22 protein-coding genes and 1 riboswitch are annotated in these 24,882 nt (G+C 66.7%); of the genes, 9 read left to right on the forward strand and 13 right to left on the reverse strand.

Annotated features, from left to right (window positions below; genetic code table 11):
• Positions 1-29: 29 nt before the first annotated feature.
• Entirely contained in the window at positions 30-386 is a 357-nt protein-coding gene (locus tag AC1DBE_RS00680; RefSeq protein ID WP_476969306.1) for a hypothetical protein, read from the forward strand.
• Positions 387-396: 10 nt separating this feature from the next.
• The gene (locus AC1DBE_RS00685) at positions 397-1,389 is read left to right on the forward strand and encodes an ABC transporter substrate-binding protein (RefSeq protein WP_476969307.1); all 993 of its coding nucleotides are present in this window, start codon (positions 397-399) and stop codon (positions 1,387-1,389) included.
• Between the two features lie 81 nt (positions 1,390-1,470).
• Here the strand turns inward: AC1DBE_RS00685 and AC1DBE_RS00690 are convergent, their stop codons facing one another.
• Together AC1DBE_RS00690 and AC1DBE_RS00695 are read right to left on the reverse strand one after the other, a co-directional pair.
• Positions 1,471-2,004 (reverse strand): HPP family protein, encoded by a 534-nt coding sequence (locus AC1DBE_RS00690; RefSeq protein WP_476880187.1) that lies wholly within the window; start codon positions 2,002-2,004, stop codon positions 1,471-1,473.
• A 54-nt stretch (positions 2,005-2,058) separates the two neighbouring features.
• A complete protein-coding gene (locus AC1DBE_RS00695; protein ID WP_476880186.1) occupies positions 2,059-2,364 on the reverse strand; it encodes a hypothetical protein in 306 nt (101 codons plus the stop codon).
• Between the two features lie 244 nt (positions 2,365-2,608).
• On the opposite strand from AC1DBE_RS00695, the gene AC1DBE_RS00700 reads away from it, so the two are divergent.
• On the forward strand, positions 2,609-2,989 hold the full coding sequence (locus tag AC1DBE_RS00700; RefSeq protein WP_476969308.1) for a hypothetical protein: 381 nt from the start codon (positions 2,609-2,611) through the stop codon (positions 2,987-2,989).
• Between the two features lie 69 nt (positions 2,990-3,058).
• On the opposite strand, the gene AC1DBE_RS00705 is transcribed toward AC1DBE_RS00700, so the two are convergent.
• Positions 3,059-3,274 (reverse strand): hypothetical protein, encoded by a 216-nt coding sequence (locus AC1DBE_RS00705; protein WP_476880183.1) that lies wholly within the window; start codon positions 3,272-3,274, stop codon positions 3,059-3,061.
• 302 nt (positions 3,275-3,576) lie between these two features.
• Between AC1DBE_RS00705 and AC1DBE_RS00710 the strand changes: the two genes are divergently transcribed.
• Entirely contained in the window at positions 3,577-4,752 is a 1,176-nt protein-coding gene (locus AC1DBE_RS00710; RefSeq protein WP_476880182.1) for a zinc-dependent alcohol dehydrogenase, read from the forward strand.
• A gap of 17 nt (positions 4,753-4,769) precedes the next feature.
• Here AC1DBE_RS00710 and AC1DBE_RS00715 read toward each other — a convergent pair whose 3' ends face one another.
• Positions 4,770-8,222 carry a putative bifunctional diguanylate cyclase/phosphodiesterase gene (locus AC1DBE_RS00715; RefSeq protein WP_476969309.1) on the reverse strand — a complete coding sequence of 1,151 codons (3,453 nt, stop codon included), beginning with the start codon at positions 8,220-8,222 and terminating at the stop codon, positions 4,770-4,772.
• A 314-nt stretch (positions 8,223-8,536) separates the two neighbouring features.
• A riboswitch (cyclic di-GMP riboswitch) is annotated at positions 8,537-8,611 on the reverse strand.
• Between the two features lie 166 nt (positions 8,612-8,777).
• Here AC1DBE_RS00715 and AC1DBE_RS00720 point away from each other — a divergent pair.
• Positions 8,778-9,530, forward strand: coding sequence for a lytic transglycosylase domain-containing protein (locus AC1DBE_RS00720; RefSeq protein ID WP_476880158.1), 753 nt, complete (start codon positions 8,778-8,780; stop codon positions 9,528-9,530).
• 112 nt (positions 9,531-9,642) lie between these two features.
• The gene (locus AC1DBE_RS00725) at positions 9,643-10,302 is read left to right on the forward strand and encodes a dihydrofolate reductase family protein (protein WP_476903428.1); all 660 of its coding nucleotides are present in this window, start codon (positions 9,643-9,645) and stop codon (positions 10,300-10,302) included.
• Positions 10,303-10,335: 33 nt separating this feature from the next.
• Here AC1DBE_RS00725 and AC1DBE_RS00730 read toward each other — a convergent pair whose 3' ends face one another.
• Both AC1DBE_RS00730 and AC1DBE_RS00735 read right to left on the reverse strand, forming a co-directional pair.
• A complete protein-coding gene (locus AC1DBE_RS00730; RefSeq protein WP_476903427.1) occupies positions 10,336-12,048 on the reverse strand; it encodes an ABC1 kinase family protein in 1,713 nt (570 codons plus the stop codon).
• Positions 12,049-12,051: 3 nt separating this feature from the next.
• Positions 12,052-12,594, reverse strand: a complete 543-nt coding sequence (locus AC1DBE_RS00735; RefSeq protein WP_476879291.1) for a PadR family transcriptional regulator — start codon at positions 12,592-12,594, stop codon at positions 12,052-12,054.
• 123 nt (positions 12,595-12,717) lie between these two features.
• Here AC1DBE_RS00735 and AC1DBE_RS00740 point away from each other — a divergent pair, with 123 nt between their 5' ends.
• The gene (locus AC1DBE_RS00740; RefSeq protein ID WP_476879290.1) at positions 12,718-14,358 is read left to right on the forward strand and encodes a phospholipase D family protein; all 1,641 of its coding nucleotides are present in this window, start codon (positions 12,718-12,720) and stop codon (positions 14,356-14,358) included.
• Here the strand turns inward: AC1DBE_RS00740 and AC1DBE_RS00745 are convergent.
• The 7 genes from AC1DBE_RS00745 to AC1DBE_RS00775 all read right to left on the reverse strand — a co-directional run bounded on the left by AC1DBE_RS00745 (position 14,355) and on the right by AC1DBE_RS00775 (position 22,994).
• A complete protein-coding gene (locus tag AC1DBE_RS00745; RefSeq protein WP_476969310.1) occupies positions 14,355-15,455 on the reverse strand; it encodes a glycoside hydrolase family 130 protein in 1,101 nt (366 codons plus the stop codon). The genes AC1DBE_RS00740 and AC1DBE_RS00745 overlap by 4 nt on opposite strands.
• Before the next feature lie 26 nt (positions 15,456-15,481).
• Positions 15,482-17,584 carry a hypothetical protein gene (locus tag AC1DBE_RS00750; RefSeq protein ID WP_476879288.1) on the reverse strand — a complete coding sequence of 701 codons (2,103 nt, stop codon included), beginning with the start codon at positions 17,582-17,584 and terminating at the stop codon, positions 15,482-15,484.
• A gap of 54 nt (positions 17,585-17,638) precedes the next feature.
• Positions 17,639-18,724 (reverse strand): glycoside hydrolase family 130 protein, encoded by a 1,086-nt coding sequence (locus AC1DBE_RS00755; RefSeq protein ID WP_476969311.1) that lies wholly within the window; start codon positions 18,722-18,724, stop codon positions 17,639-17,641.
• A gap of 3 nt (positions 18,725-18,727) precedes the next feature.
• The gene (locus AC1DBE_RS00760) at positions 18,728-19,606 is read right to left on the reverse strand and encodes a carbohydrate ABC transporter permease (protein ID WP_476879286.1); all 879 of its coding nucleotides are present in this window, start codon (positions 19,604-19,606) and stop codon (positions 18,728-18,730) included.
• A gap of 2 nt (positions 19,607-19,608) precedes the next feature.
• Positions 19,609-20,574 (reverse strand): carbohydrate ABC transporter permease, encoded by a 966-nt coding sequence (locus tag AC1DBE_RS00765; protein WP_476879285.1) that lies wholly within the window; start codon positions 20,572-20,574, stop codon positions 19,609-19,611.
• 11 nt (positions 20,575-20,585) lie between these two features.
• Positions 20,586-21,887: an ABC transporter substrate-binding protein gene (locus tag AC1DBE_RS00770; protein WP_476969312.1), complete on the reverse strand. Its 1,302-nt coding sequence runs from the start codon at positions 21,885-21,887 to the stop codon at positions 20,586-20,588.
• A gap of 69 nt (positions 21,888-21,956) precedes the next feature.
• A complete protein-coding gene (locus AC1DBE_RS00775) occupies positions 21,957-22,994 on the reverse strand; it encodes a LacI family DNA-binding transcriptional regulator (protein WP_476879283.1) in 1,038 nt (345 codons plus the stop codon).
• Between the two features lie 246 nt (positions 22,995-23,240).
• On the opposite strand from AC1DBE_RS00775, the gene AC1DBE_RS00780 reads away from it, so the two are divergent.
• A complete protein-coding gene (locus AC1DBE_RS00780) occupies positions 23,241-23,984 on the forward strand; it encodes an SGNH/GDSL hydrolase family protein (protein WP_476903425.1) in 744 nt (247 codons plus the stop codon).
• 94 nt (positions 23,985-24,078) lie between these two features.
• Entirely contained in the window at positions 24,079-24,879 is an 801-nt protein-coding gene (locus AC1DBE_RS00785) for a chitosanase (RefSeq protein ID WP_476969313.1), read from the forward strand.
• Positions 24,880-24,882: the final 3 nt, after the last annotated feature.

Raw genomic sequence — 24,882 nt, forward strand, 5'->3', positions numbered from 1 at the left:
CAATGAAGCGGAAACTGGGGAGGATGCAAATGCGTGTGTGGGAGAAGAGCTCGGTGGTTCTGGCCGTGGTCGCCCTGGGGCTGACAGGGTGCGGCAGCGGCAGTGCCGCACCCGGGGAGACAACGGAATTCAAGAAAGAGTCCTCGGGGACTTTGAACGCATGGGCCTTCGACAACGCGGACGATGTGGGTAAAGCCCGGATGAAATATGCGGCCGAGCAGCTCGGGGACGTCAAAATCACCATGGATCAAACCCCGTTCGACGCCCAGAAATTCACGACGCGAGCCGCCAGCGGTGACGTTCCCGACGTCGTCCAAATGGACAGAGCCTTCGTCGCCACGTACGCCGCAAAGGGCCTTATTAAGCCTCTGGATTGGATGCCTTAAGGCCCATGGCATGGATCCGGCCAAGCAGTTCTATCCGGCCGTGACCCAGCAGGTCACCTATCAGGACAAGATATGGGCCGTGCCGCAGTTCTACCAGCCCGCCGCTATTATCCTCAACCAGAATGTTCTGGAGGCTGCCGGTGTATCCAAAGACAGCATTGACACCTCGGACAAGAAGAAGTTGCTGGACGCCGTCGCCAAGGCTCACAAATCGAACGGCGACAATCCGGCAACCCTTGGCTTCGACCCGGTAGCGGGCGGCCAGGCCGAACTGTGGATCCTCGGCCAGGGCGGCAAACTCATGGATGACAAGGGGGCGCCAGCCCTGGACGATCCCGCTAACGTCCAGGCGTTGACGTTCCTTAAGGAAATTTACGACGCCCAAGGCGGCTATGCGAAGGCCAAGAGCTACAGTGACTCGTTCGACACGTTCGGCAAAGACAACCAGTTCGTCAAGAACCAGGTCGGTGCACAGGTCGATGCACAGTGGTACGTCAACGTCCTCGCGCCGTATTCGAAATCGTTGAGCATCTCGGCTGTTCCCTTTAAAGACAAAGACGGGAAGCCTTTCACCGTGGCCGGGGGTACCTCGTTCGTGATCCCTGCTGCTGCGAAGAACGCCGACGCCGCGTGCGCGTGGATGACGTCGTTGGTAACCGACGATGCCTGGTCCGCGGCCGGAGCTGCCAGGGCGGAAAAGATTTCTTCGACGCCCGGGGGGATAAACACCGGCCTCTTCACTGGCTCACCCTCGGCGGACAAGCTGATCCGGGAAAAGTACGTGAAGCCCAGCGGTAACGCAGGATTCGACGAAACCATTGCCACCTACTACGAGGTGGTCCCTGCCGGAAAGTCCCTTGGGGCATCGCCTGCGGGCCAAACCATAAAGACGGAAGTCAACAACGCCATCGCTGCTGCTTTGCTTGGCAGCAAGGCACCCGACAAGGCCCTGGCTGATGCCCAGGCGGCCGCGAAGCGGGCGTTTGACCAGGCTGGTTCCTAGAAGACACGAGGGTTGTTGCGAGGGGAGACGGCGGGTCAAGTCCCGGGCACCCCCTCGCGTGCCGGCCGCCCCGGTTGCGGCTCAATGCCGGGCGGCCGGCTTGGTGCCAAGGAACACATTGAGGCCCCAGCCGGCCGCGGTGACTAGAAGGATGGCTCCCGCCATGGACAACAGTTGGGCCGGGCTGCTCAGAATGCCCAGGCTCACGATCAGCGTGGTCGCCCCCGCCGGAGGATGCGGTTTGCGCAACAGGGTCAGCACGAGCGTCGTCAGCGCGACGGAGAGCGCCCCGGCAACCACGTAGGGGAGTGTGAGTCCGCCGACGGGTGCCGATGGGCTGCCATGGAGACCGAGGGCGTAGAAGCAAATGATGCCCATGGCCAGGCCGGTCAGGTGTCCTATCAAAGTATTGGCCGGCCGGGCCGAAGGCTGCTCGGGGGACTCGAAGAAGAGCATCACCGTCGGCCCGAGGCTGGGAAACAGCCAGGGCAGGTGCAGGCCCAGACCGACTGCGCCGGCCAGGGCCAGGACGATGAGCGACAGGACAGCGGCGTAGGCTGCTGGCCCCACGGTCCGCCGGCCGGATGCCAGCCGCTTCAGCAAGGGGAATCTCAACGGCGACGTTTGTCCTTCCTCGCGGCCCGGTGAAACGGGCGACCATTTGAAGCCCTAATTTCCTGTCCGGCGCGCCTCTGCGGAGGGATCCGTGCCGGGGTCGTCCTGGTCCGGATCGATGCTGCGGGTAAGGTCGCCCGCGAGCGAGTCCCTGGCGGCCTCATCCGCCGGGCGGCCGCCGTCGTCGTCGCCGGCGTCGTCGCCGGCGTTGGAGCCTTCGCTGATCGATGAATGGACTTGAACGCCATCGGACTCCGCACCGGGCTCGGGCGTCTGACCGTCGTCCGGTGGCATGGCGTTGCCGCCGAGGTCTTTCATTGCGTCGTCTGCTGCCTTGCGGATGCTGTCTCCAACGCCCATCTCAGTGCTCCTCATCTGTGAAGTTCCAGACCACATTCCTTGGTCCTCATTAGAGGTACCACCAGGACAAGCCGTCGTCCAGACCCCTGTATGCCGGGCCGTCGAGGCTGCTTTGTCCCGCGGATCCAGCGAGCGTCCGTATGTCCCCAACACGGCACTTGTCCTCACGTGCTGCTCTTCCTAGGCTTAGTTCCACGGATGCAGGGCCGGCTAAAAATTACGCGACGGAGTCGATGGAGGGTTCATGGAGCACCAACCACAGGCTGAGCCTGGTGAACGCTCCCAGCGGAACCCAGGCGCCCTCGTGGCCCGGGGTTTGGCCGGCAAGGCTGCCCTCATCAGCTTGGGCCGGCATACCCGGCACTCACCTTCCTGCGTGGCCAGCGGCGGCGCCGGAGAAAACCGTGGCCGACTCCACGGCCGTAACCTCTGCGACTTCTATGACGGGAACCTGGACCCCGCACCGACGGTGCGGGCGCTGGCCGATGAAGAGCTGGCAGAACTGGTCGATGCCCTGTTCGTCCACCTGGACTCCGTCCGGCCGGCTTTCGGTGCGTTKAGCTGGTTCGAACTCGCCGTCGAGGAACTCCGACGCCGAAATGGCACCGACACAGCGGCCGGATAACAACGAGGAAAGGCAAGCTCCGTCCGGGTACCGGTCTTCACCGTCGGTGCTCTCCCGGGACGGTTCGCGTCAGGAATCCTCGCGCGGCCCCGACGTCGGTCCCTGGGAGCCCGGCGCTGCGGTGCCGCCGTCAGCCGGCCGGCGCGGGGCCGCCTCGTCTGCGTCGGCTCCCTCCGCAGGCTCTTCGGAGTGCTGCCGTTCGTTCAGGAACTCGGCCGGAACATCTGTCCCGCCTTCAGCCGGTTCCTGGGCGTGGTGCCTCTCGGTGTTCGGGGTTTCGCTCACGGTAAGCCCTTTCGTTGTCGGCTGCCGGACCTTCGCGTCAGAATCCCCAGGCAAGCCCGCCATGCCTCGTTTTGGCCCGGCAGGTTGCTGCGCCGGACCGTTGTCCGGCAGCCATTCCGGCCTGAATCCATCCTGTTCCGCGGGTACGCCCGGGTCAATACGTAGCAGCCACTCTTCGACGCAGGGGCGGCGCTCATCTCCGGCCGAACAATCCGGATGTCCTTCACACGGACGTTCCGTCGGGGCATAATCGAATTGGTCAGCATACTTATCAATCACCGTTTTCGATTGAAGGAGCGAGCATGAGAGCACTAACTTGGCAGGGCAAACGGTCCGTCAGCGTGGAGATCGTCCCGGATCCGGTGATCCAGGAGCCGACCGACGCCGTCGTCAAAATCACGTCGTCGGCGATCTGCGGCTCGGACCTGCACCTATACGAAGTCCTCGGGCCGTACATGAAGGCCGGCGACATCCTGGGCCACGAACCTATGGGCGTAGTTGAAGAAGTTGGCTCCGGAGTTACCAACCTCAAGCCGGGCGACAGGGTTGTGATCCCGTTCAACATTTCGTGCGGCCAATGCTGGATGTGCAAACAGGGCCTGCAGTCCCAGTGCGAGACCACCCAGGTTCATGCCCACAACAGCGGCGCGAGCCTCTTCGGGTTCTCCGAACTCTATGGATCGGTCCCCGGCGGGCAGGCGGAATACCTTCGCGTTCCGCACGCGGATTACGGGCCGATCAAGGTGGGGGAGGAACTCCCCGATGAGCGTTATCTCTACCTCTCGGACATTCTTCCTACGGCGTGGCAGGGCGTGAAATACGCGGACCCCCGTCCGGGCGGAACTCTGGCTGTCTTCGGCCTGGGCCCGGTTGGGCAGTTTGCCAGCCGGGTGGGCCGCCACTTGGGCCAGCGGGTCATCGCCGTCGAGCCTGTTCTTGAACGCCGCCAGATGGCTGAGCGGCACGGAGTGGAAACCGTCGATTTCACGGACGAGATCGCCGAGCAGCTCCGCGACATGACGGACGGCCGGGGGCCGGACGCGGTGGTCGATGCCGTCGGCATGGAGGCCCATCACTCCCCGGTCGGAGCCTTCGCCCAACATGCTGTGGGGCTCCTGCCGGATGCGCTGGCCAAAAAGGCCATGGAAACCGCGGGTGTGGACCGCATGACCGTACTCCACGCGGCCATAGATTCGGTGCGCCGGGGAGGCGCCGTCTCGCTCAGCGGCGTGTATGGGGGAACGGCGAGTCCGATGCCGCTGCTCACGATGTTCGACAAGCAGCTCCAACTCCGGATGGGGCAATGCAACGTCCGCCGGTGGACGGAAGAACTGTTGCCCCTCGTGGAGGATCCCGCGGATCCGCTCGGCGTCATGGACCTCAAAACGCACGAGGTCGCCCTGGACGGGGCCGCAGCCGCCTACGAGCTCTTCCAGAAGAAGGAAGACGGCTGCATCAAAGTGGTGCTAAAGCCTTAGCGGAATGATGCCGTGGGCTACTCCGGGGTGCGTTGACGTTCGGCCCCGATCTCCCGGAAGCTTCTTGCTATGCCGTGGCCTTCCCCGTGCCCGAGCCGGCTGACCTCCAGGATTCGTCCCGCCGCTGAAATTTTCAGGATCTCCCCGGAACTTCGCTTGCCGAGCTGGATCGACTCGATCGAGGTCTGCGGCAGGTCGGTGACCCCACTGGCGGCGTCTGGTCCATCCGGGACGAAGATGAGCCTCGTCTGCGTGAGGACGAGGAAGCCGACGGCGCCGTTAAGGTGCCCCCGCCCTGCCGCGCGGACGACGTCGTGTGCGTCCAGGAGGTTGACGATCCGGCGAATGGCGTGTCTGTCGTCGAATTTAAGCCCCGCACGTTCCGCTGCGTTCTTGAGGCCGTGGGAGTACACGAGCCCCTCCGGAAGATGCTCCTCGGCTTCAAGCAGTACAGCGTGGAGTTCCGGACCGGCGTCGTCCGAAGTCCAGCGGACATCGGTGCGCTGTCCGGCGGCTGTTACGGTACCGGCCAACCGCGCAGGACGACGACGGCGGCGGATAGACCGGGGGACGTGGAGCCGGAGTTCGTTCCCCTCGCTCGGTTCTACCCTGTAGCCGGCTGCTCCGGCGGCTGCTTGAATGAGTTGCCGGGCCTCCCTGGCGTCGGTCGTGAGCGTCCAGGTGACCCCGACGGGAGCGGGGGTGGCCTGTTCTTTGACGGGCGGGGCGGGACACGTCCGTCCAAGGTGTTTTTCCAGGTCCCGGGCCTCCATGGGTTTGCCGAGAAGGTAGCCCTGGGCCCGGTCGCAGCCCATGCGGGTCAGGGCGGAGAGCTGATCAGCCGTCTCGACCCCCTCCGCGACGACCAGCAGGCCAAGGCCCCTGGCGAGTCCGAGGATTCCGGCGACGAAGGCGTCAGAACCGTCTTCGCCGAGCCGGGTGACGAACGACCGGTCGATCTTGACCTCTGTGACCGGCAACCTGTGGAGCTGGGCCAAGGAAGAAAAGCCCGTCCCGAAATCGTCGATGGAAATTCCCACGCCGAGTTCGCGAAGTTCCCGAAGGTTGCGGTCGTTCACGGGGGAGTCGGTCATAGCTTGGGACTCGGTGACCTCCAAGGTGAGGGCGGCGGCAGTGAACCCGGTTTGTGCCAAGGTTTCCCGGACGAGGGCGGGGAAGCCGGCGTCGCTGAGTTGGGCCGAGGACACGTTCACGGCTATATCGATTGTGTGGCCGGCTGCCTGCCAGCTGGCGCCCGTCCGGCAGGCCTCAGAGAGCACATGGGCGCCGACCTCGGCGATCAGGTTGCTGTCTTCGGCCAGCGGAATGAACTCGCCCGGTGCCAGCCAGCCGAGGTCGGGGTGTTCCCACCGGACGAGCGCTTCCGCGGCGACTACGGCTTTAGTGATCGTGTCAATTTGCGGCTGGAAATGACCGCGCAGCTCACCGCGGGCGGCTGCGCCCCGCAGATCGCTCTCGAGCCGCAGGTAGTCCTGGCGCTGAACCTTGGGCGGAGTGTGGCCACGCGCCCGTGCTTTCGCCCGGTACATCTCAAAGTCCGCTTTCGCGACCAGACGCCGGCCCGATTCAGCGTGCGAGCCAGGGTCACCGCCAGGGGAGGCGCCGCCCACCGTGCATCCAATGGCGACGTCGAGGAAGACCTTCCTGCCGTCGATCTCAACCGGGTGGGCCAGGCTCGACCGGATCTCGTCGGCAATCCGGTCGAGGTCCGACAACGTGTCGATCTCGGGTACCAGGACGACGAACTCATCCCCGCTGTACCGGGCCACGGTAGCTCCGTCACGAACGGTGCCCACCAGTTGGGCAGCGATATGCCGGAGTACAGTGTCGCCGGCGCTGTGGCCGAGGCCGTCGTTGATCCTCTTGAACCGGTTGACGTCGCAGAAGAGAAGGCCCACCTGGCTTCCCGTGCGGGCGGCACTGGCGAGGGCAGCCTCCAGCCGGTCCTCCAGGAGGGCCCTGTTGGGCAAACCGGTTAACGGATCATGCAGGGCCTGTCGGCGGGCATCCTCAAGAAGCCGGATCTTTTCCAGCGAGATGGCAGCCAAAGCTGCCAGCCCGCCCAGGCGTTCGCTGACGGAGCCCTCCAGGCTCGCAGGGCCCGGCCCCACCCAGTGCGCCAGTACGATCCCTGCGAGCTGGTTCCCGGCCATAATGGGGGCCGCGGCCAGAGCCGAAATGTTGAACTCTTCCAGCATGCCCCGCGCCCAGTCCGACCCGGCCTTGGTCACCAGCATCGGTGCGCACGTGGCGACCAGCTCCGTCAGCTCCGGGCTATCCTGGGCGGCGACGATATATGCGGCCAGCCGGTCCGCGAGCCCGCCGTGCCAGCCGCTCATGCCTGCTATGCGTACGCGGCCCGTCTCGGGATCCCACAGTGCGATCGCCGACCGGTCGGCACCCGACAGGGCCGGCACGGCGTCGGCGATGGAATTGGCCAAAGACGGCACCGTGGAGTGTTCGGCCAGAGAATTCGAAACATCCAACAATAGGCGCGCCGTTTCGCCGTGTTCCCGGGCCTCCGCGACAACACCGGCGATGTCGAGGCTGACGGCGGCGTGTCGTGCGTAGGCCGCCAGGGCCTCGGTGTCACCGGGAAAGAATTGTTGCCCGCTGTGCGCCACGGCGGCCAGGATTCCGTAAGAATGCTTTCCGGACTCGACTGGAACACTCACCACAGGCAGCCCGTCGAGGGCGGGTGAGTCGCGGGAAAGCGAGATCCCGGTCCCGTCCAGTGCCGCTGCCAACACGTCTCCCAATCCACGCGTCCGGACATGCCGGCCCCCTGCGGGTGTTCGGACGGCCAGCAGGTGGCCCGGTGCGTGCACCGCGCTGTCGGTTCGGTCCAGGATGCGGTCAAGAATGTCTTCCAGGGACTCGCTGTTCGCGAGGTCCGATGCGGCCCCTTCTAGAGTCCTCAGCCTGTGTTCGGTCTTCGAGCGGTGGTCGGCGGGTGGTTCACTCCGGGCGGGTTTTTGCAGCAGGGACCTGAGGCGCTGGAGCGGGGACACGGCCCACTTGATGTCGTAGCGGCACTCGGTTGCGCCGTCCGCCTGACAGCCCTTTCCGTGCTCCACCCGCGCGGGAGCCAACCCGAACAGGACCGGTACCTGGGCGAGGAAGCCGATCTGGCTGTCGCAGTCGACCCGGTTGGGCTGGTAAGGCGGCAGCACTTTCCAGCTGATTGACGCCGAGCCGTCGTCGGACCGTTCGCACGTGAGCAACGTCGCGGAATCAACCCGCGTCGAGAAGGGGGAGACGCTGCGGAACGCGACTGCCGGCGAGCCATATTCACGGCCCAGGTGCCGCCACCGCTCCATTCCCGGATCCTGAAAGTAGGTTGCACCGAGCCGCAGCCCGATCCTGGGGTTGGCCAGTTCGTCGGCGGCCGCTTCGAAGAGCCGCAGCTTTTCCGTGTAGGAAATTCTCCCCACAGCACTTTCGAGCACGTCCCTCCGGTCGCTCAGTCCGGCCCGGTGCAGAATCCGGTCGACACCAGCCGCACCGGCCTCCTCTTCAACAACCCGCAATAAAACGCGAGTGATACCCGTGGACGATCCGGGTACCAGATTGCCGGTCATACTCATCAATTCCCCCAAAACTCGTCTTCGGCCCGTGGCTGCAGATATGTCATAGCCGCACGCGTCTGGCTGAACGGGACGTTTACTGCTGGCGGGCGCCGCAGTAGGTGCAACGGCCAGGCCGCGCAGGGCTGGGAGGGGCCTAAACGTGGGCAGAGGGAGCATGCCATTGACCTTTGCTGTTCGGTAGCCCGGCTGACCGCGAGGGTCCCGTGGCTTTGCGTCCCCGGCTCGCACCGGGTTTGCCCTTTTCGACGAGCGGATGCCCAATCGATGGTGATATTAGCAAGAACTTCCAAGAATCCGCGTCAAAAAGGACACGGAGGCGGAATCCATGCCGTTTCCTGACCGGAATTCCCACCCACCACCCCCTGAGACGCTCCGGGCGGAAGAGCCCCCGGCCGGAGGTGGTTTGATTAGTCAGTGCTCCACCTCAAACGCCTGCTGGTCTTCGGCCTCTTCGCCCTCGGCGTCATCACCGCATTCTCCTTCTGGGCCATCCGGCAACCCGGTGTTGACGCCCGCACCGCTTTCTCGGCACCGCCCCGGGCGGAGGCCAAGCTTGAAGCGCTGACCGGCGGGATCAGTTCCGCGGTTAACGTGACCCGGAATCCCGACGCCGTGTGGCTGAGCCGCGCCGCGGCCGGGACCGGGATCCCTGCCCGGGCCCTCCGGGCCTATGTTGCGGCAGCGTCCGCAGCTAACAGCTCCACTCCGGGCTGCGGCATCGGCTGGAACACTGTGGCCGCCGTCGGCTTCGTTGAATCGGCGCACGGGACCTACGGCGGAGGCAGCCTTACCGCCGCCGGGCATGCGAGCGGCCCGATTGTGGGCCCGAGTCTTGACGGCGACGGGTTTGCCGCCATCGCCGATACGGACGGAGGCGCCCTCGATGGCGACGCGCGCTGGGACCACGCCGTCGGGCCCATGCAGTTCATCCCCACCACCTGGCGGCTTGTAGGCCGGGACGGAAACGGGGACGGGAAAGCGGACCCGTTCAACATCGATGACGCCGCCCTCAGCGCAGCCACCTATCTCTGCGACCACGGCCGTGACCTCAGCACAGACCAGGGGTGGACCGACGCCATCTATTCGTATAACCAGTCCGGCGCCTACATTCGCCAGGTGCGGGCCGAAGCGACCGCCTACGCCGCCAAGGCGGGTACCGCAGGCTAGGCCCGGAACCGTGGCGCAACGGGCCTCGGGAAGTTCATCCTCCGTCGGGTCTTGAGCCGCGGTGCAGGATCACCATAAGGTGAGGGCGACCCGCCAATCTTCAGGAGATGCCATGTCCCTCGTCCGCGTGCACAATTTCTCGGTTTCCCTCGACGGCTTCGGCACCGGCGAGGGCCAGCAGCTCGAGGCACCCTTCGGCCACGCGGGTTCGCGCCTGATGAAATGGGCCTTCGAGACGCGCACCTTCCGGCAGATGGGGCTCCCCGGGGAAGGCGAGGGATCCCAGGGTGTCGATGAGGCGTTCGCCAGCGCATGGGGTCCCGGGATCGGCGCGGAGATCATGGGGCGGAACAAATTCGGTCCCCAGCGCGGGCCGTGGGCCGACGAGGAATGGAAGGGCTGGTGGGGCGATAACCCGGTCTTCCACACGCCCGTGGTGGTGCTGACCCACCACCCCCGGCCGGTCCTCGAAATGGAAGGCGGGACAACGTTCCATTTCGTCGACGCCGACCCCGTTTCCGCGCTCGAGCAGGCCCGCGCCCTGGCCGGCGACCTCGACATCCGGATCGGCGGCGGCGTCAGCACGATCCGGCAGTTCCTTGAGGCTGACCTGATCGACCACATGCACGTCGTTCTTGTGCCGATCGTCCTCGGCCGGGGGGAACGGCTCTGGGACGGCCTCGAAGAACTCGAACAGCGCTTTGACATCGAAGCCACCGCGTCCCCGCAGGGCGTGGTCCACCTGATCTTCACCCGACGGCCCGCCAAGTAGGCAGGGCCCGCCGTCGCCGTCGACGGCGTGACGTCAGAGTCTGCGGCGCCCGGCCCACAGCCCGTGCAGCAGCGGAACGACTGAGGCGATCATCAGCACCCGGCCGAGCACACCGTCGTCGGCGAGAACGATCGAGCCCGCCACCAGCAGCGCGCCGAAAACCGCCGCCGATCCCGCCCGCTGCACAGCCCGGTCCAGCCGCGCCATCTGACGCTCCAGCCGCGGATTGGAGACTGAAACTGACCCGTCTTCGAAGCGGGTGATGAGCCCGTCGAGGCGTTTCGGCAGACGCAGGGCTGCCCCCGCGACGTCGAGCGCCTGCTGGGCCACATCCTGCACGATATTGCCGCGCTCGTCGCGCAGCAGCTGGCCAGCAAACGGTTCCACCGCGTCCCACAGATTGAACCGTGCATCCAATGCACTGCACACGCCCGAGGTCAGGGACATGGCCCTGATGATGAGCAGGAAATTCTCGGGCAACTGGAATGGCAGGGAGCGTATGAGGTCACCGAACTCCACCGCGAATTCCAGGAACTCGCGTTGGTCCACCTCGCGAAGTTCGGCGAAGCCCATCCCGCCAAAGCGTGCGAAGAGGTGCGTCATGGCCCGCTCGAGTTCGGCCCTGTTGGCGGAGGGGACCAGCACGCCGATGTCGCTGATCGCCGCCACGAGTCCCTGGCCGTCACGCGAGGCGGCGGCGATCAGCAGCTTCCGCAGTCCGCTGCGGGTGCCGGGCGGGACCTCGCCCATCATGCCGAAGTCGATGAACGTCAGCTTCCAGGGACGCCCTGCCGCCGGATCGGATGCCGGCGTGACGAAGATGTTGCCGGGGTGGGGATCGGCATGGAAAAAGCCGTTGGTGAAGAGCTGCTCGAACATGACCGACGCGAACACCGGAGCGACCTCCGCGGGATCGATGCCCGCCGCACGAAGGGCCTGGGCGTCCGTGATCTTGATGGCGGTGACGTTCTCCAGGGTGAGCACACGGCGTGTGGTCCACTCCCAGGCCACGGCGGGAACGTCCACCCTGTGGTCGTCGGTAAACTCGGCCGCAAAGCGTTCGGCATTCGCGGCTTCATGCAGGTAATCGATTTCCTCGAGGCTGGTTTGCGCGAATTCCTCCACCAGGGCGGGCATGTCCGCCCGCCGTGACACCAGCCGGATGCGGCTGAGCCAGCCCCCTACCTTGCGCAGGGCTGCGAGGTCGACGTCGACGATCGCATCAATGCCGGGACGCTGCACCTTCAGGACAACGCTCTCGAGGCCGGCGTCGGCGGCGTTCGCCGGAAGCATCCGCGCCAGGTGGGCCTGTCCGAGGGAGGCTGCGGCGATGGGCGTCTCCTCGACGGAGGCGAAAACACGTTCCAGCGGCGCGCCGAGCTCGGCTTCGGCGAGGGCACGGATGTCCGCGAACGGCACCGGAGGAACCTCGTCCTGGAGCCCCTCGAGTTCCTTGGTGATCTCGGGTGGCAACACGTCGAGCCGGGAGGACAGGAACTGGCCCACCTTGATCATGAGCCCACCCAGGTCCAGGGCGAGCGCGTGGAAGCGCTCCGCGAAGCCCTGCATTCTTTTTGACCTGGTGCGCTCGGTGATTCCGCCCAGCCCAATGCGGGGGAGGAACAGCTCAAACCACCACGTCTTGGAAAGATGCCACGCGGCGAAGCGCAGGATGCGGCGGTAGCGGGCGCGGGTGTTCCCGGCGCCGCTCACCGGATTTGCTCGGTCCCGGCGGCCAGACGTCACCCCCTAGTCCTGGGCGAGGATCGAATACAGCCGGCGTCGTGCGTCATTGAGCACTGCCACCGCCTGCTGCACCTGCTCCGGCGTGCCGGTCCGGCCCACCAGCGACGCTGCCTGGGCAAGCTCGACGCCGGCCTTGGGCAGGGCGGCGAATCCGGTGCCGGACCCGCCGTCGGCCGCCTCCCAGGGAGACGACGCCCCGGCGTGGGCAGCATCTTCCCGGCCCGCCTCGGTCAGGGAATAGATCTTGCGGCCGTTGGACTCCTCCGCGAGGATCAGACCCTCGTCGGCGAGCAGTTGGAGGGTCGGGTAAACGGAGCCGGCGCTGGGCTTCCAGCTGCCGCCGCTGCGCTCCTCGATTTCATGGATGATCTGGTAGCCGTGCATCGGCCGCTCCGCCAGCAGGGCCAGCACGGCCGAGCGCACCTCGCCCCGTCCCGCGCGGGTGCCGGAGCGTTTTTCAAAGCGTGAACGAAGTTCTTCGACAGCCTGCCACATGCCGTCAATGTTGGGGCCGCCGAAGCCGCCGGCCGGGAACGAGTTACGCATGTTGCTCTCCTTAGTGAATAGCGAACGATAGTCAACGATACGTCCCGATACCCGCGAAACCAACGGTGGGTTTCCGGAGCCGCGGGGCAGACGTGTGCCCCGGCGTCCCGTAAAGTGCACCGAATGGACAAAGACCCGGGTCATTGGTTCCTTAGCCGGTCTGAGCGGGGGAACCAGGCCTCCGACGTGCACACCGGCGTGGACGGTGGACGGGAGTGGTCCGAGGGTAACCTGGTGACGCCCCTTGTCCATGGTGCCGCCTACTTCGCCCGGCTGCATGCGGAGCTGACGGCCCTGCGGGCAGGCGATCGTGTCTGGTTCACCGACTGGCGGGGCGACGCCGATGAACGGCTGCTCCCGGACGGGCCGACGATCGGGGATGTCCTCGCCGGCCTCGCGCGGGCGGGAGTGGAAGTCCGCGGCTTGGTCTGGAGATCCCACGGAGAGCGCATTTCGGCCCCGATCAGCGGCCGCTCCAACGAGCTCCTGGGCCGAGAGATTAACGAGGCCGGCGGCGAGGTGCTGCTGGACCAGCGCGTCCGGCTGTTCGGTTCGCACCATCAAAAGATGTTCGTCATCCGACGCCGCCACGACCCGTCGAAGGATGTTGCTTTTGTGGGTGGCCTGGACCTCTCGCACAGCCGCCGCGACGACGCCGGCCATAAAGGGGACCCGCAGGCCGTGACCATGGATGCCCGGTACGGGAAGCGGCCGCCCTGGCACGATGCCGCCCTGGAACTGCGGGGCCCGGTGGTGGCCGACGTGCTGGCGGTCTTCGCCGAACGGTGGAACGACCCCCATCCTCTGGACCGGCACACCCCCTACCGGATGCTGCTGCAGCGCCTGGCCCGGATGCCGCGCCACCCTGGACCGCTGCCGGCGACTGCACCCCCGCCGCCGCCGGCGGGCCCGCACGCCGTGCAGCTGCTGCGCACGTACGGCGTGAAACGCCCGCCGTTGCCCTTCGCGCCGGCCGGGGAACGCAGTATTGCCCGCGCCTACGCGAAGGCTTTCGCCCGCGCCCGTTCGCTGATCTACATCGAGGACCAGTACTTGTGGTCCGCGGAGATTGCCGCAGGCATCGCCGCCGCCCTGCGCCGGAACCCGGACCTGACAGTCATCGTCGTCGTGCCCCGGTATCCCGATACGGATGGCCCGGTGGCAGGACCGGCAAAGCGGATCGGGCAGGCCCGCGCCATCAGTGCCCTGCGCCGGGCGGCGCCGGACAGGGTGGGCATCTTCGACCTGGAGAACAGTGCGGGAACACCGATCTACATCCACGCCAAGATCTGCATCATCGACGACACCTGGTTTACCTGCGGCTCGGATAACTTCAACCGCCGGTCGTGGACCACGGACAGTGAGCTCACCTGCGCCGTGGTGGACACCACGCCCAGCGGCGAACAGGCAGGCCCTGAAGACAGCCAGGCCAACGGCCCTGACGCAAACGACGGCCCCGCCCCGGCCGTTTCCCTGGCGCACAAGCTTCGGTGCCAGCTTTGGGCCGAACATCTGGGAATGGACCAGGACGATCCCCGGCTCCAGGATCCGGCGCGCGGACTGGAGCTCTGGAATGGCGCAGTAGCGGCCCTCGACCGCTGGCACCAGACCGGCCACACCGCGGCCCGCCCGCCGGGACAGGCACGGCGCCACGTCCTGGAACCGGTAACCGCGCTCCAACGGCTCTGGGCCGATCCCATCAACCGCTTCATCGTCGACCCGGACGGACGCCCGCGGCAGCTCCGGGGGACGACCGAGTTCTAGGCCGCGCCAGCCCTGGTCTTAGGCCTGTTCCCGGGGACGGCGCGGTAGAAGTACATTTCCCGGGAACCGGACGGGGCATCCCAGCCCTGGGCAAACATCCAGGTCCCGTCGAATTTGAGCAGGCCGCCCCACGCCAGGGAACCTCCCCGGTGCACGGCTTTCTGGGTGAAGGGCTGCCGCACGTCGTAGAGGGCCTGGGCCGCGGAGAACTGCCCGTAGGCGTCGCCGTAGAAGAAGTCCAGGACCAGGGTGGTGCCTGCGCCGTTGTCCTCATCGACAATGGCGCAGGCCACTTCGTGCAGGGAGCCCTGCAGCGGGCCAAGGTCCAGGTAGTCCTGCGGCTCAAAGGTCCAGGTCTCGAAGTCGGTGGAACGTCCCACATGGGTAGTGCCGCCGCATCCCTCGGACAGGTACATCAGGTACTGCCCGTCGATCTTGACCGCTTCACCCCGGGCGTTCCGGGGGATAACGGCGCCCTTGGCCCAAAACCGGGAAACCTCGTGGGGGACTGCCAGCCCGAGCTTCTCCCAGTGGATGAGGTCATCCGAGACGGCAACGTTGATGTCGCACCCGACGTCGCCCAGGGGATACACCTCGGGGTCCTGGCCGGCGTCCGCCTCGGAGCGGTCGATCGTCCAGATCCCGTTATAGAACATGTAGTAGCGGCCGTTGGCCCGGTAAACCTTCGGGTCTTCGCATCCGAGGATCTCGTTATCCAGCGTGGGGTACACCACAGGGTTGGCGGGGTTATCCAGCCACCCGGCCGCCGGATCGTAGACGGCGACGCCGATGCGGCTGGAGACCGATTCCTTGCGTGGAGAAGCCCGGTAGAAAAGGTAGAGCTTTCCGTCGCGCTCCATGAGGGAGGGGTTGAAGATGGAGTCCGCGGTCCAGCCGATGCCGACGGGGTCCTCCCAGTCCTCGACCTGGCGGAAGGTCAGCGCATCGTCCTTGCGGAACGGGCCGATTGCCCATTCGGGATGCTCCGGATACTCGGCCGAGAACTGGTCGGTCGAGATCGTGTCGGTCAGGGGGTTGCTGAACGTGAGCGCGGCTTCATAGGTGATGCGCAGGGCCTCGGTGGTGATCTTCTGCATGGGGTTCTTCCTGTAGGAGTGAGGTGTCAGTTCCGGACCAGGTTCACCCAGGTGAACCCTCCGGGGGCCACGGTGATGCGGCCCGATCGGTCTTCGCCGGTCCGGTCCGGGGCGGGGCTGACAGGCCAGCCGGTCGCGTCGAAGGCCTCCTGCTGCAGGTGGAAGCCCCTGGGCACGGGCACGCGCCGGGTGGTGCTTTGCGGGGCGGCGCTGATGTACAGCGTGGAGTCACCCGCCGGGCCAGCTACGGAGACCGTGGAGACCAGGGGCTGCAGCAGGACCGCGTCGATCGCGGCGTCGCCTCCGGTTGTTCCGGTGACGCTGGTCGCCCCGGCCGGCAGGGGCCGGCCGAGGGCGAACGGGAAGAGGATGCCGGGGGCCGCTGTAATGCCCTGCGCACCGGCCCCGCCGTTGGCCGTGCTGCCCAGGACTGTTCCGCGGGCCTTCCAGGAGGCGGTGCCGGACGGTGCGGGGCGCTGATTGACCACGGCGTAGACGTTGCGTGCCTGCTGGGATGCGGAAACGGGGATGACCACCGAGCCGCCGGGGTTCAGGGCGACGTAGGCGCCGGCGGACCAGTTGGCCTCGCCGGTCCATGAGGAGGCCGGTTTCACCACCGTGCCGCCCGTGACGGTTCCGGATTCGGCTTCGGCTACCCGGAGGCCGTCCGTGCCGGTGGTGCGGCTGATCCCCAGGGCCTTGGCTTTGAGCGCCGGGCGGGCGTCCAGGGTGAGCATGGACAGCAGGGTATGGATGGTGGATTCCGCGCCGGAGTTGGGGTTGATGCGGCCGTCGGTTTCGATGCCGTCGATTGCGGTGCCCGTCGCCGGGTCATAGGCGGGCTTCCCGCTGCGGTTGGCGCCGAAGTACCAGCCGGCCGCGACGGCGGCAACGTCGATTAGGCCGGGTGCGTCAGCTGCTTTGGCAGTTGCCACCAGTCCTTCGATCCGCGAGTCCACGCCGTAGGCGATCTGCGCCTCGCCCGGGACCGGGCTCCAGGCGTTGTCCGGTCCGCCCGCGGCCAGCAGTTGCGGGGTGAACTGTGCGGAGTCGCGCACCGCCGCGGCCAGGAGGTCGGGACGCTTGAGCTGCTTTGACGCGTCGGCGACGGCGGCCGCCGTCATGCCGCCCCAGGCGTGCCACAGGGTCCGGGACTGGTTCCAGGGCAGTATCGCCCCGAAGGGCCACTGCCCGGCGGATCCGGCGGACATCGCTGCGATGCCCTCGGTGAGTTTGGCCAGCGCACCGGCCGCCGCGCCGTCGTCGGGGGCTGCCCGTGTGTAGGCGGTGAGCCCCAGCACGGCTTCCGCGGAGGCGTCCGCGCCGCCGGTGATCAGCCAGGCCGGAACCCTGGCGCCGTCGGCGACGTCGTAGCGCCCGTACTTGGCCAGTGACTGACCGGCCAGGGAGGTGACGGCGAGCTTCAGCCGGGCCTGCAGGAAGGCAGCGAACTGGGGATCGGCCGACTTGAACGCGGCGTAGCCTTCACCGAGCGCCCACACCGTCCGGGCCAGCCAGTACGACTCGGCCGAGTCGCTGGGGTCCGGGAGTTCGGCAGGCGTGGCGCTGGGCGTGAGTGTCCCATCGGGCTGCTGCCACAGGACCACGTTACCGGCGTTGGGCCCGGTGGTGGTCTGCAGGTACGTCAGCGAACGCAGCACCTCGAAGGCGCGCTCCCGGCTGGAGGCGTCCCCGGTCTGCCGCCAGTGGCGGAGGTACACGACGGCGGTCCGGGCGATGTCGTCCGCGTTGAACGCGCCCTGGCTCCAATGGCCCGAGGCGGCGTCCCTGGTACCACCGCCAACCCGGGTGTAGGTGCCGTCGGCGTTTTTATTCGCGTACGTCCAGGGCGCCTGCGCGGCGGGCCGGTCGGCGATCTGGTACGTGGTGTGTCCCGCGACCGCCCGGAGCGGAACGGTGTCCAGCAGGAAGTTCAGGTGGGACAAGTTCGTCAGCGGGGCCCGCCGGGCGGGGGAGGGGACGTGCGGCGCGGGGGCCGGTGTCTGCGGCGCGGCAGGGGCCTGCGGCGCCGCCGAAACCGGCCCCACCCCGGCCAGGAGCATGGACAAGGAGGCGACGACTGCGATCGGGGCGCATCTCAGGCGTGCGTGAACAGTGAAGCGGGTCATGTCTGGCTCCTAGGGCGGTGGGGCGGGGCGGGCAGGCGTCCGAAGGGGCGGTTTCTAGACGCGGTCCAGCCGGGCTACGCCGATTTTTGAATCGGCCATGCCGTAGAAGACGAAGAGCTGCTCGCCGATTTTCTCGATGGCGGTCGGGAAGACAACGTTCGGGACGATGCCGGCCTTCTCCTCAGCGGTCTCCGGCGCGAGCAGGGGCTTGTCGCTGCGGGCGATGACCTTGGAGGGGTCCTCGGCGTCGAGGATCATGGCGGCGGCCACGTAGTTCACGTTCTGCTGCTGGGCAAAGTCCGATTTGGCCATCACCCCGGAGACGCCGTGGTGGATCAGCAGCCAGCCCTCGTCCACCCGGATGGGAGCGGGGCCGGCACCGATCTTGAGGGCCTCGAAGTCGAACTCGCTCAGGGCAACCTGGCGGTGGTTGCGCATGTGGACCAGGTTGCGCAGGTCCTGCTCCACCTCGGCGACCGGAACGTAGGAGATCCAGATGCCGGGCCGGTTGTCGGTAACGCCGGCCGGGAGGTGTTCGCCTTCGCCGTCCCGGATCCATCCCAGATCCCACATGGGCCGGTGCAGCATCGCGAAGGACGGGACGCCGTCGGGGTCATTGACGGGTTCGGGGAAGAAGACCGCGTCCTTGTTGGCGAAGAGGTTCAGGTCCATGGACAGGTCCGGCTGGTAGCCGAAGTGGCACGGCCCCAGCCGTTCCCAGCTGCGCAGATCTTCGGAGGCGGCGAAGGCCAGCCTCGGGCCCAGGGGACCGTAGGCCACGTAGGTCATGAGGTGTTTGCCGAGCGCCGGAACCCACGTGGTGCGCGGGTCCTCGGTGCCGGCGTTGTTGGTGCCGCGTTCCCAGCCCTCGTCGGGGGCGAGCACAATGCCCTCGCGGTCGACGCCGGTGGGCACGCCGTCGTCGCCGATGGTCACCTTCGCCAAGCCCACGCGGGAGACGTTGCCCTCGGCGACGAGCCGGGGCAGGAGGTACAGGGCGCCGTCGGGCCCCCGGCCGCTGGCCGGGTTCAGGACGCCTTCGGCCTCGAACTCGTTGCCGGGCTCCGGGGCCATAATGACGCCGGCGCGGGTGAGGGTGAACGGGACGGTGGGCAGTGCGGAAGTTTGGGGGGAGGTCATGGATTAGCCCTTTACGCTGGAACCGATATTGGTGGAAATGAACTGGCGCTGGAAGAAGATGAAAAGCGCGACGGCGGGGGCCGCCAGGACGCAGGCGCCGGCCAGGATGGCGCCGAACGGGTTGGATGCCGTCGCGGCGATGTTGGAGATGTAGTTGGCGAGTGAGACGGCCAGCGGCTGGAGGGACTGGTCCTTGGTGACCAGGAACGGCCACAGGAACTCATTCCACGGGCCGATGAAAGTCAGCAGCACGGCCGTGACGATGGCGGGCCGGACCAGGGGAACGGCGATCTGCCAGAGGATCCGCAGCTCGGACGCACCGTCGATGCGGGCGGCCTCGAACAGCGTCGAGGGCAGCTGCAGGAAGTACTGGCGGAACACAAACACCGCCGTCGAGTTGATCGCGAACGGCAGGATCATGCCGATGTAGGTGTCCGCGAGCCCGTAGTCCCGCACGATCATGACGTACAGGGGGATCAGGAGCAGCTGGAACGGGATCATCTGGACCAGCAGCATCATGCCGAACACCAGGCCCTTGCCGCGGAACTGCATCTGCGCCAGGGCGTAGCCCACCAGCAGGCCGAAGACGACGGTAAAGAAGATCACACCGCCGGTGAATATCCCCGAATTGACCAGGCCCCTGAGCAGGTCGATGGAGTTGTTGATGTTGGTGTAGTTCTCTCCGGTGATGTTCCCCGGGTTGGGGAAGGCACCGCCCACGGACGTGTCGGGGGAGGTCTGCAGGGACCCGATGAACATGTAGTAGAAGGGAAAGAGGAAGACGAAGGCGCCGACGGCGAGCAGCACGAAGCTGCCCACGCCGAGGTTCCTGCGCTTCTCCACCCCGGAGGCCTGGCCGGTTGAAGTGTCCTGAGTCGACATTGTCAGTCCTCCTTTCCGCCCACGAGGCGTTTTTGGATCAGAGCGATAAGCAGTACACCGATGACCAGCACGACGCCGAGTGCGGCGGCGACGTCGGGGTTTCCCTGCAGGATGCCCTTCTGGTACATCAGGAACACCGGCGACGCCGAGGCCCCGTCCGGACCGCCGCCGCCGGTGAGCAGATACGGTTCGGTGAAGAGGTTCGCCCCGGTGATGGTGGCCAGCAGGGTCACCAGCACGCTGGCCGGACGGACGCCCGGAACGGTGATGTTCCAGAACTGGACCCACTTGTTTCCGCCGTCCACGGACGCGGACTCGTAGAGTTCATCCGGGATGTTCTGCAGCGCGGCCAGGTACAGCAGGATGAAGAATCCCAGCTGCTTCCACGTCACGTACAGCGCCACGGTGGGCATCGCCAGCCAGGAGTTGGTCAGCCATGACGGGTTCGGGGCCAGCGGCCCCAGCAGCCCGTTGACCAGGCCGTTTTGCTGGAACAGGAAGAGCCAGACACCCACGACGGCGACGCTCGCCGTGACGTACGGGACGTAGTAGCTGACCCGGAAGAAGGTCCTGAGCCTGCTGACGCGGTTGAGCGCGTTGGCCAGGACCAGGGACAGCCCGACGGTCAGCGGTACGTTGATGATCAGGAAAACGCCGATGTTCGCGAAGGAACGCTGGACGGCGGGGTCCGAGAGGACCGTGACGTAGTTATCCAGCCCCACGAACGGCCGGTCCACCTGTACCCCGGGGGCGGTGAAGAAGAAGTCGTGGAAGGAGATGTACACTGCGTACCCCAGCGGGTAGGCCAGGACGCCGAGGATGTAGATAACGTACGGGGCGCTGAACAGCAGGCCCAGCGGCTGGCGCCCAAGGAAACCCGGGCGTTTCCTTGCCGCCGGCCGAGGGGCCGGTGTCCGCCCGGCCGGGCCCGCGGCGGGCGGCCCGCCGCGGACGGAACGAAGTGACATGGGGCTCACCGCTACTTCTGGGCTACCAGTTGGTTGATTTTGTCCGCTGCGCCCTTGAAGGAGTCGTCGATGCTTTCGTTGCCGAAGATCACGGACTTGGCGTAGGCCGCCCGGAAGGTCTGCCAGACCTCCACCGAGTTGGGCACGTTCGGAACTTCAACGGTCCGGGCCGCCTGCTGGGCGAACTGCTTGTACAGCGGGTTCTTGGCGAAGTAGTCCGCGTAGACGCTGGTCAGGTCCTTGCGCATGGGCATCTGGCCGGTTCCGGAGAGGAGCTTGGCGTCCTCTTCCTTGCTGGTGGCAAACTTCAGGACGTCCCAGGCCGTTCCCTGGTTCTTGCAGGCGGAGTACATGCCGATGTTCTTGGCGTCGGAGAACGTGGCCCCGTCAGTCTGCGGCTGCGCTGCCGGAACCGGGACCGCGCCCCAGTTGACCTTGTCCTTGTACGCGGCGATGGCCCACAGGCCGGCCAGCGACATCGCGGCCTTGCCCTCGGCGAACGAATCGCCCTGGTAGACCTCCTTGGAGGCCAGGTTCTCCTTGTAAAGGGTCTGGAACATGGTGGCGACCTGTTTGCCCTGGTCGCTGTCGAAGGTGGCCTTGCCGTCCTTGACCAGCGGGGTGCCCTGCGAGTTGGCTGCGTAGAAGGGGTAGAAGTCGAACCAGGACTGGAAGAAATCGCTGGCCGGGGAAGGCCACACGGCCTTGGCTGCGGCGCCGGACTTCACGATGGTGCGGGCGGCGTCCAGGAACTCGTCCTGGGTGGCCAGCTTGGGCTTCTCCGGATCCAGGCCGGCCTTCTTGAAGAGGTCCTTGTTGTAGAAGAGGACCACGGGGTTGGACTTCCACGGCATCTGGTAGGTCTTGCCGTCCGCGGACTTGTACTGGCCGGCGAGGTCGCCGGTGCGGTCCTTGATGTACTGGGCGCCGTCAGGGAACGAGTCCAGGGCGACCAGGCCGCCCTGCTTCTGGAACTGGGGCACGGCCACGGGGGCGGTGTTGAAGACCAGGCAGGGAGCGTTCCCGGCGGTGATGGCGGCTCCGATGACTTCCTCGGAACTCTTGCCCGCCGGGATCTCCTGGGCGTCGATCTTCTGGTCCGGGTGGGCGGCGTTCCAGGACGCCACCATGTCCTTACCCCACTTAACCTCGAACTCGTTGTTCGAGTACCAGATCTTGATCGGGCCCTTGGCGGTGGTGGCTGACGACGCCGAGCTGCCGCCGGCACCGCCGCCGCAGGCTGCAAGGCCGGCGCCCATGATCGTCAGGGCGGCCACGGACAGTACGCGCGTGGCAGTGGTAAAGCGCTTCATTGCGACTCCTTGGAAGGGGTGGAAAGGGGTTTGGTATTGAGGATGTGCGAGAAATAAAAGAGGAAGTGGCTAGGGGAAGGCGCCGGCGGTCCGGGCTGGGGCCGGGCCGGTGGAGGCCCGGGCCACCAGGCGGGGGGCCGGGAGGGTGGTGTCTTCAACCCGGTGCGCGCCGGCAAGCTGGTCCAGCAAAACCTGGGCCGACACCCGCCCCCAGAGCATGGGGTCCGTGGCAAGGGTGGTTAGCGGCGGGTTCAGGTACTGCGTGAACTCGGCGTTGTCGTAGCCGGTGATGGACAGGTCGCCCGGGATGCTGAGGCCCAGGGACTGGGCGTAGGACTGGCCCGCCGTCGCCATCAGGTCGTTGGCATAGACAATGGCCGTGGGACGGTCGGTGCGGCCGAGCAGGTCTGCGGTGGCGGCGACCCCGCCGGCTGCCGTGAAGTCGGCCGCAGAAAACAGGTCCGGGAGCAGGCCCGCGGCGGCCAGTGCGTCTTCCCATGCCTTGCGGCGGCTGCGGGCGTGGATGTATTCCTGGCCGCCGCCGACGTGGGCGATGCGCGTGTGGCCGAGTCCCACCAGGTGTTCCACGGCGGCAGCGATGCCGGCGGATTCGTCGACTGATACCGCTGGATACGGCGACGCCGCGTCCGGCCGGTTGAGCGTCACGGCGGGAAGCTTCAGTTCGAGCATCAGGGCGATGCGGGAATCGTCCTGGCGGACGTCGGTGAGGATGACGCCGTCGACCCGGCCGTTGTCGACAAGTTTCCGGTAGCAGCGTTCCTCGGCGCCCGGCTCCGTGGCGACGCTGAGGACCAGGGCGTACTCGTGTTCTGCCAGGGCCGCTTCGATGCCGGCGATGAACGCCGGGAAGAAGGGGTCGGATCCGAGAAGCGAGGGATCCCGGGCGACCACCAGGCCCAGCGCGTAGGCCTTGGCCGAGGACAGGCCCTTGGCGCGGAGGTTCGGAGTCCAGCCGAGTTCCTTGGCGACCCGGAGGATCCGGTCCCTGGTGTCCTTGCTGACGCCGGGCTGCCCGTTGAGGGCGTAGGACACAGCGCCTTTACTGACGCCGGCCGCCTGGGCCACGTCGTTGATCGTCACTGTCATCTGAGCCTCATTGCTGTCGTGATCCACATCACTGAACCGGTTTTGTTTGTGACTACTTAACCGGTTCACTTCTCTCGTGTCAAGGCCGGGGGGGTAGAGGCGGTCCAGTCGCAGGCCGGTGCACGGGGCGGCCAGCTCGGGCTCACCCGCGGCGTTTCGGGAGGCCGCGTCAGGCAGCCGCGACGGGGGGTCCTGTTAGGCTGGAGTTCACGCTTACATCCGCCTTCCACCTGCAGGATCAGCCTCTTGAAACCATCCGCACGACGCAAAACACTCCTGTTCGCGGTGCCCGTCGCGGTCGCCGCACTGACCGGAGCGGCCGCCGTCGTTGCCCCGAACGCACCCCAATTTTGGGGGCAGTCCTCGGGGCCGGCGTTGCCGGTACGGGCGACGCAGGGTGCCGGCTCGGCACCTGCCACCCAAGTGGTCATCATCGGAGACTCGCTGAGCACCGGACACGGAACGAGTCCGGACCTGGCGTGGCCGAACCTGGTCCAGGGTGACACCCGGGGAGGGCAGCACCCGCTCTCCATCGTTAACGCCTCGGCCAACGGCAGCGGTTACGTCAGTACCGGCGACGGCGGCTCCACTTTCCTGTCCCAGGTCGATGAGAGCGTTCAAAAAACCACCCAGCTGGTACTCATTTTCGGCTCCGAGAACGACATGGGCTCCGACGCCACCCAGTTGAAACAGGCCGCAGCCAAGACCCTGGCAGAAATCAACGCCAAGGCACCCGACGCCAAGATTGTGGTGGTGGGGCCGCCGTCCTACACCGACAATCCCGAGGCGTCCCGGCTCGAAGTGCGCGACGAGGACCGGGCCGCCGCAAACGAGGCCGGCGCTGTCTTCATCGACCCCATCCAGGACCAATGGATCATGGGGCAGGCCGATCAGCTGATCGGGCCGGACGGGGACCACCCCAGCGTGGCGGGCCAGCACTACCTGCAGGCCAACATGGAAAAGATCATCACCGGCAACCTCCCCGGCTGAACCACCCGAATCACTTCTGTCCACGGTCGCCGGGCCCTGTTTCACGGTTCCGCCGGCTGTTAGTCTCGGCGTCACGACTAGTTCGGGAGGTCAGATGCCGGGTCAACTATGGATTCCGCCGGGAGAGCAGGCGGGGGGCGGGCAAACCGGAGTTGATATCGCCAGCCCCGTCTACAAGGAGATTGCACTTCAACTGACCTCCACTGCCGAGAACTCCACGCCCGACTGGACCACGTCCTACGGTTACATCGAGGACATCGACGACGGGCGCGGGTACACGGGCGGCCTGGTGGGCTGGTGCAGCGGCACCGGCGACATGCTCGACCTAGTGGAAGCCTACGCCGCAGCGGCGCCGGGGAATCCCCTGGAGGGCTACGTGCCGCAGCTGAAGCAGATCATGGATGCGCCCGACAAGGAGCGCCCATCGCTGAGCCACCGGCTCCTGGATCCGGATTTCCCCGCGGCCTGGAAAGCGGCCGGAAACGACCCGGCTTTCCAGCGCGCCCAGCAGCAGGAACGCGACAGGGTGTACTGGCAGCCGGCCTTCGATGAGGCAGCCCGTGACGGCGTCGGACCGCTGGGGCTCGCGATCTATTACGACGTTTCCGTCAACCACGGCCCCGGGGATGACAAAGAGTCGTTCGGCGGCATCCTGGCCAAGGCCCGGAAAGACAACCCGCCGCCGGCGCAGGGCGGCGACGAGACCAGGTATCTGGCCGGCGTCGTGGACGCCCGGGTGAAGATCCTCAAGAAGTGGGGCGACTTCCAGAAGCACGGCCGCCAGGACATCCACGAGGGCCTGCTGGGCTCCGGCAACCTGGGGCTCGTCCCGCCGATCAGCTGGTCCGTCTATGGGGACCCGTATCAGCTTGGGTCATACCCCCAGGTACGGTAGGTG

It is taken from the genome of Arthrobacter sp. 10T416 (assembly GCF_056394165.1).